Here is a 6,428-nt window from a genome sequence, read left to right as displayed (position 1 = left end):
ACTGAGACCAGTCCCTGCCAACGGCAAGGAATACCATGAATTCTGGAGATTCTGAATGCCAGACCTTGCAACCTGGGGCACCCTGGCCGCTTTTCTCGGCGGCCTGGTGTCCTTCTTCTCACCCTGCACCCTGCCACTGGTTCCGGGCTACTTGTCCGTGGTTACCGGTGGTGCCGTAACCGAGGCCTCGAACCGGCTCAAAGCCCTGTGGCTGAGTGTCTGTTTTGTGCTCGGCTTCAGCCTAGTGTTTGTTGCTTTAGGAGCCAGCGCCAGTCTTCTGGGGCAGTGGCTGATGGCCTACCGGCAGGAAGCCAATCTGGTGGCGGGGGTGCTGATTGTTCTCATGGGCCTGTTTATGCTGGGTTGGTGGAGCATGCCGGCCCTGCAACGGGACTGGCGCCTGGGGCATACGCTGGAAGGCGGACGGCCCACGGCAGCGTTCGTGCTGGGTGTGGCGTTTGCCATCGGCTGGACACCCTGCATAGGACCAATCCTGGGGGCCATACTGGCGCTCAGTTCTACTCACGCCAATGCCGAAGCCGGCATGTTGTACCTGGCGGTCTATTCACTGGGGCTGGCTGTGCCATTTCTGGTCACCGCCCTGTCGATCGAGCATTTCCGTAAGCGCGTGCGCTGGTTGAGCCGCTGGAGCCGTCACCTGCGGGTGCTCGCGGGTGTGGTGCTGGTTATCATGGGCGTGATGGTGATTACCGGTCAGATGACACGCTTTGCGTCCTGGATGTTATCGGCATTTCCTATGCTCGGAGAGCTAGGCTGAATGAAGATATGATGACTCGCGCGAAGGCTCGGTGCCCTGGCTGGATTCTGGTCCTGATGTTCTGGTCCGTCAGTTTCTTTTTGCACTTCTTCTGGGAGATGATCCAGGTGCCCTTTTTCGACGGCATGAGGGAAGCGCCTCACGGTGCTGTCATCTGGTTATGCACTCGGGCCGCCGTCGGCGATGCCAATATCGCGCTTTTTGCCTATGGGGTTGCAGCATTGGCGGTACGAAATCTGTTCTGGATACAAGGGCCCTGGCGGAGCCTCGCCCTGGGGAGTTTTCTGGCTGTGGGGTTGTTGGTCACCGTGCTGTTTGAAGCCTGGGCTACCGGTGCCGGCGAACGCTGGCAATACAGCGAATCAATGCCTGTATTGCCACTGCTTGGCACCGGGGTTACTCCGATATTACAGTGGATATTGATTCCCCTGGTTTCGTTTTATTCCACGCGCTGGATGTACAGAGGATGGCTCAAAAAGGAACAATAACCTGCCTACAGGTTTCCTTCAGCTTTCCGCCATCGCTGTACAAACAACAGGCTGACGCCTGGACCAGCCAATCAAGCCGATGCCCACTATGATCATTGGTAATGTCAGCAGCTGCCCCATGGTCATCCAACCAAAGGCCACAAATCCCAGCTGCGGGTCCGGAAGGCGGACAAACTCAACGGAGAAACGGAACGCGCCGTAGAGCAACAGAAATAAACCGGACGCAGCGCCATTTCGCCGGGGGTTACTGGTAAACCACCACAGCACCACAAACAAAACGACACCTTCCAGCGCCAACTGATACAAAGAAGACGGGTGCCGGGGTTCTGGCCCCATATGAGGAAAGGCCATGGCCCACGGCACCTCGCTGACTCTGCCCGGCAGTTCGTGGTTTATGAAATTACCCAGGCGCCCGGCACCCAGACCGATCGGAACCAGCGGCGCGATGAAGTCGGTAAGCCGAAGAAAACCCAGGCTGTACTTGCGCGCAAAGACAACAACGGCAACCAGCACCCCGGCAAAACCACCATGAAAACTCATGCCGCCCTCCCAGATTCTGAACAGCCAGAGTGGGTTGGCCAACAACTTGTCGAAATCATAGAACAGCACGTAACCGAACCGCCCGCCAAGTATTACGCCAACTGCACAGTAGAAAACCAGCGTTTCGACGCCAAGCGGTGAGCCCTTCGGCGCCCAAGCCACCAAGCTGCCAGAAAACCAACAAGATACATCAGGCCGTACCAATGAACTTGCAATGGCCCCAGAGAAATTGCCACGGGATTAATGTTTGGGTATGAAAGCATTCAACCTCTTCCTGGCGTGGTTACTAGTCCGCTACGCTAAGTATCGATGTGGGATTTTAGGTTTATCATCCCAAAATATATCGACTCTATACCTGCGAAAGGTTTTCAATTATTACATTAGCTTCGCGTGGATGCCTTTTTCCCGAGAAGTTGGCGTCAATCATCATAGCTCGACTGACGCCAAACATAATTTACTTAAAAATATTTATATTGGTTATCTTTCGTGATGGGAACGATTTATCGCGTTTTTAGTAGGTACATGCATTTTGGCATGAAAATTCTCATGTCTGACATGGATCTCATCGTGCATTTCATGCATTTTTATATGTTCCATTTTCAGCTCCGTTGTTCGACCTTCAGGGCTTTGTGCTTGAGCAGGGAAACTGCGAGCTTCATTGAACCTGTCGGCCAGCCCCCCCGCATTAGCGGTCATTGAGACTGTGAAAGCAAGGATTATGATTACAAATAATTTATTCATGTCGCGTCTCCATAAATTCGGATGGGTAATTCAGGCTGAATTCAGTTTCGAATGATTTAATGCATCTGTCAGTGGCTTTATTGATGTTCATCAAGCCCGGCCATTGTCTTCTTGAGTTAACTTTGCCACAGACACCTCTGTGGCTTTTTTAATTCGCACTCGATAAAATAAATTTTGCTAATAAATTATTTTTTATAATCCTCAAGAAGGTGTCATCCTATTTAACTATATTAGATCACGCAGAGCTGAAACTGACCTGAAATTCTCAAAAAACTAAACAAAGAGTTGATAGATTGCTGTGGTTTTTAATTGAACCAGCTTTCAATAACCTTTCGTTTTCGAAATGACGACAATCGACTTGCGTTTCAGGCATTAAAGGTCGTCCATTCGACCTATCTGACGGGCCAGACGCATAGATTCGTTCTTCTCCATCTCCAGGAGTGCTGCCAGCAACTCCCTGGCCTCCGGGATTTCCGCTTTCTCCCACAGCGTTTTGTACAGATCCATCACTTGCCCATGAAAATCCATAACCTCACGGTAGATCCCCTGAAAATCCAGTTTGGCATAGGGCTGGTCACAGGTGCGGTGGGTTTCTATCGGATTGTGTTTAAGGTAATCGTAGACCCGGGTCTCAAGCGTATTGCGGGCACTTTGGCGTTCAAACTCATCAACAATCCGGGCCAGCTCCGCTTCGTGAGCCGAGAGATACTCCAATAGCGCCTTTGTTCTCTCCTCTTCATTAGCCGTCGCACAATGCCCCAGACAACTTGCCAGGTTCTGGTGCAGGTCCCGGGTCCAGTCAATCAATTCACCGAACGTTCTGATGTCCATATTGATACCCTCTTCTGGCTCAGTGATCTATTAAAGTCGCTGTTTCAGATCCCGAAGGTTCGGGATAAAGCGCGGTGTGTTAGCGGCATACTGTCGCCACGTGTCTCCGAAGACCTTTTCGACCTCCTGCTCCTCATGAACGGACAACCGGGAATACATCCAGAGAAGCACCGGGAACATCGCCAACGTGAGCAGTGTCAGCCATTGGAGAAGAAACCCAAACATGATCGACACAAAGCCAACGTACTGGGGATGACGAACCCAGGCGTATAGCCCTGTCGTTGCCAGTTTGCCCTCTTTCTGGGCGGCATAGAGAGTTCGCCAGCCAGCCGCAATCAGATAGAATCCCCCGACAATGAAAGCCGTGCTCAGCAAATGAAACGGCCCGAAATGTGGAGAGCCCTGCCACCCGAACAGCATTTCCAGCAAATGCCCGCTGTTGTGGGAAAACCAGTCCACATCCGGATAGCGAGTCTGCAACCAGCCCGCCAGGAAATAGAGTGTCAACGGGAACCCGTACATTTCCGTGAACAGCGCGACGAGAAAAGCACTGAACGCCCCGAACGAGCGCCAGTCCCGCTTCGTTTGGGGTTTAAAAAAGCTGAATGCAAAAAAGATAAAGACAGCAGAGTTCAGAATAACGAGGCTCCAAAGCCCATAATCCGTCGCCTCGCTACTCACGGTCGTCGTCCTTTTGTTGGGCGTGTTGATGCGTGCCATGACCGCCATGCATAAAAATATGCATCAACGGGCAAATCAGGAGAATCAACCAGGGTAAGGCCCCGAGTATATGAACTTTATGCTCGCCCCAAAGGAGCACCAGGGCGATCACACCGAAGACAGATAAAGTGATCCAGTACCGACGATTAAATTCCATACCCATCGCTCCAATAATTGAAAGTCTTGGCTTTGGGGTCTGGCGACCTGCCAAAACACTTCTTCTTGGAGTTAATCACGGTGAGCTGAATTCAAGCTGAACGGTCTGGATACACCCTGTGTAACTTGATCGAGGTCAACTGATCACGATCTCAAACAACCGATGGCGCCGCCTCAGATACCTGCTATAACCTCGGACAGTGCCTCCCTGACCTTACCGGCAACCTGTTTCAGTTCGCTGTTTTCAATCGCCGTCATTGAAGCTACGGGATCTATCGCGCTGACTTCGATACCTTCAGACGTTTCCCGCAGAATGACATTGCACGGCAACATGGCCCCTACCCGGGGCTCTACACCAATGGCTTCCCACGCCATAGCAGGATTACACGCTCCAAGGATCCGGTACGCGGGCATTTCCTTGTCAAGCTTCTCCTTCATCGTGGCTTTGACATCAATTTCTGTCAGCACCCCAAAACCGTGATCTGTGAGGGACTGACGCGTTCTTTTGTCAACCTCGTCAAAATCAGCGTCTTCTATGATTCGATCAATCGTGTACCGCATAATCGTCTCCAACAAATCCAACGTTTATTACTTAGCGCCAAGCTTAATCACTCGCAGGCGCAGCGCATTCACGATCACGCTGACCGAAGACAGCGACATAGCCGCCGCCGCAAAAATCGGTGACAGCAGGATGCCGAAAAACGGGTATAGAACGCCGGCCGCTATCGGCACACCCGCAGAGTTATAGACAAAGGCAAAAAACAAGTTCTGCCGGATATTGCGCATAGTTGCCAGCGACAATCGACGTGCTTCCACAATGCCCATGAGATCGCCGCGCAACAGGGTGATGCCGGCGCTTTCGATGGCCACATCAGTGCCCGTGCCCATGGCTATGCCTACATCGGCGGTTGCCAGAGCCGGAGCGTCGTTCACCCCGTCACCAGCCATCACCACAACACGGCCCTCATCTTTCAGGCGCTGAACGATCTTGCCCTTATCCTCCGGAAGCACTTCCGCTTCCACTTCATCGATGTGCAATTTACGGGCAACCGCCTCGGCCGACGTCCGGTTGTCGCCGGTGAGCATGACGACTCGGATGCCGTCTTTCTGCAGTGCAGAAATAGCCGCTTCAGTGGTTTCTTTCACCGGATCGGCGATGGCAAGCAAACCGGCCACTTTGCCGTCTACGGCCGCGAAAATAACAGTCGCCCCATCCTGGCGGAGCTGGTCGGCTTCGCTTTCAAAGTCCGCGGTGTCCACATTTTCCGCTTCCATCAACAGCCGGTTTCCGAGCAATACCCGTCGTCCATCAATCCTGCCGGTGACGCCCTTCCCATTGGGTGAATCAAAATCTTCCGCGTCCGGTAGTTTCAAGCCCATGGTCTTTGCTTTATCGAGAATGGCGTGGGCCAGCGGATGCTCACTGCCCTTTTCCAGACCGCCGGCAAACCGCATGAGCTCGTCCTCGCTGCCCCCCTCAGCTGTCACCAGTTTGATCACCTGAGGTTTGCCTTCAGTCAGCGTTCCCGTCTTGTCCACCACTACGGTGTCCACTTTCTCCATGCGCTCCAGTGCTTCGGCATCACGAATCAGCACACCGCTTTGAGCACCCCGCCCAACGCCGACCATAATCGACATCGGCGTTGCCAAGCCCAAAGCGCAGGGGCAGGCAATAATCAGCACGCTCACAGCAGCAATCAGCCCGAAGGCCATGGGCGGAGTCGGCCCGAACAATGACCAGGCTATAAAGGCGATAATGGCGATCACTATCACCGCTGGCACGAAATAGCCCGCGACCTTGTCGGCCAGCCCCTGAATCGGTGCACGGCTACGTTGGGCGCTGGCCACCATCTGCACGATCTGAGACAGCATGGTGTCCCGGCCGACCTTGTCCGCCCGCATGATGAAACTGCCCTGCTGGTTGATGCTACCACCGATCACCTGGTCGCCGGATTTTTTGCTGACTGCCAAAGGCTCACCGGTCACCATGGATTCATCCACGTTGGAGCTGCCTTCAAGCACCTCGCCGTCCAACGGCACCTTGTCTCCCGGACGTACCCGCAAGCGGTCACCGACCTTGACCTGATCAAGCGACACATCGGATTCGCTGCCATCGTCGTCCAGTTTTCTGGCCGTCGCCGGTGCCAGATCCAGCAGGGCCTTGATGGCACCAG

8 protein-coding genes and 1 pseudogene are annotated in these 6,428 nt (G+C 53.6%); 2 read left to right on the top strand and 7 right to left on the bottom strand.

Annotated elements, in window-relative coordinates; translation table 11 throughout:
* The first annotated feature begins 55 nt into the window (after positions 1–55).
* On the top strand, positions 56–778 hold the full coding sequence (locus AAC035_RS17220; RefSeq protein WP_339806324.1) for a cytochrome c biogenesis protein CcdA: 723 nt from the start codon (positions 56–58) through the stop codon (positions 776–778).
* A gap of 56 nt (positions 779–834) precedes the next feature.
* Positions 835–1,266 carry a hypothetical protein gene (locus tag AAC035_RS17215; RefSeq protein WP_339806322.1) on the top strand — a complete coding sequence of 144 codons (432 nt, stop codon included), beginning with the start codon at positions 835–837 and terminating at the stop codon, positions 1,264–1,266.
* Positions 1,267–1,284: 18 nt separating this feature from the next.
* On the opposite strand, the pseudogene lgt reads toward AAC035_RS17215, so the two are convergent.
* The 7 genes and pseudogenes from lgt to AAC035_RS17180 all read right to left on the bottom strand — a co-directional run.
* Positions 1,285–2,069: pseudogene (lgt, locus tag AAC035_RS17210) on the bottom strand (prolipoprotein diacylglyceryl transferase).
* A gap of 214 nt (positions 2,070–2,283) precedes the next feature.
* Positions 2,284–2,547 (bottom strand): hypothetical protein, encoded by a 264-nt coding sequence (locus AAC035_RS17205; protein WP_058089857.1) that lies wholly within the window; start codon positions 2,545–2,547, stop codon positions 2,284–2,286.
* Positions 2,548–2,919: 372 nt separating this feature from the next.
* Entirely contained in the window at positions 2,920–3,378 is a 459-nt protein-coding gene (locus AAC035_RS17200) for a hypothetical protein (protein WP_058089859.1), read from the bottom strand.
* Positions 3,379–3,408: 30 nt separating this feature from the next.
* On the bottom strand, positions 3,409–4,098 hold the full coding sequence (locus tag AAC035_RS17195; protein WP_264995208.1) for an isoprenylcysteine carboxylmethyltransferase family protein: 690 nt from the start codon (positions 4,096–4,098) through the stop codon (positions 3,409–3,411).
* Positions 4,052–4,261 (bottom strand): DUF2933 domain-containing protein, encoded by a 210-nt coding sequence (locus AAC035_RS17190; protein ID WP_058089889.1) that lies wholly within the window; start codon positions 4,259–4,261, stop codon positions 4,052–4,054. Before AAC035_RS17190 ends, AAC035_RS17195 begins: the two co-directional genes overlap by 47 nt.
* Positions 4,262–4,428: 167 nt before the next feature.
* Positions 4,429–4,815, bottom strand: a complete 387-nt coding sequence (locus AAC035_RS17185) for a DUF302 domain-containing protein (RefSeq protein ID WP_058089861.1) — start codon at positions 4,813–4,815, stop codon at positions 4,429–4,431.
* A gap of 27 nt (positions 4,816–4,842) precedes the next feature.
* Positions 4,843–6,428: copper-translocating P-type ATPase (locus tag AAC035_RS17180; protein WP_339806316.1), on the bottom strand; the 1,586-nt coding region annotated here is incomplete at its 5' end.

This window comes from uncultured Marinobacter sp., from assembly GCF_963974375.1.
Classification (GTDB): Bacteria; Pseudomonadota; Gammaproteobacteria; order Pseudomonadales; family Oleiphilaceae; genus Marinobacter.
Note: the sequence above shows the minus strand (reverse complement) of the source record. Positions and strands in the feature narration are given on the sequence as shown.

What these genes read in the sequence shown, in the direction of transcription:
- AAC035_RS17220 (WP_339806324.1), top strand. Translation starts at nt 56, where the DNA reads ATGCCAGACCTTGCAACCTGGGGCACCCTGGCCGCTTTTCTCGGCGGC.
- AAC035_RS17215 (WP_339806322.1), top strand. Translation starts at nt 835, where the DNA reads ATGTTCTGGTCCGTCAGTTTCTTTTTGCACTTCTTCTGGGAGATGATC.
- AAC035_RS17205 (WP_058089857.1), bottom strand. Translation starts at nt 2,547, where the DNA reads ATGAATAAATTATTTGTAATCATAATCCTTGCTTTCACAGTCTCAATG.
- AAC035_RS17200 (WP_058089859.1), bottom strand. Translation starts at nt 3,378, where the DNA reads ATGGACATCAGAACGTTCGGTGAATTGATTGACTGGACCCGGGACCTG.
- AAC035_RS17195 (WP_264995208.1), bottom strand. Translation starts at nt 4,098, where the DNA reads ATGGCACGCATCAACACGCCCAACAAAAGGACGACGACCGTGAGTAGC.
- AAC035_RS17190 (WP_058089889.1), bottom strand. Translation starts at nt 4,261, where the DNA reads ATGGGTATGGAATTTAATCGTCGGTACTGGATCACTTTATCTGTCTTC.
- AAC035_RS17185 (WP_058089861.1), bottom strand. Translation starts at nt 4,815, where the DNA reads ATGCGGTACACGATTGATCGAATCATAGAAGACGCTGATTTTGACGAG.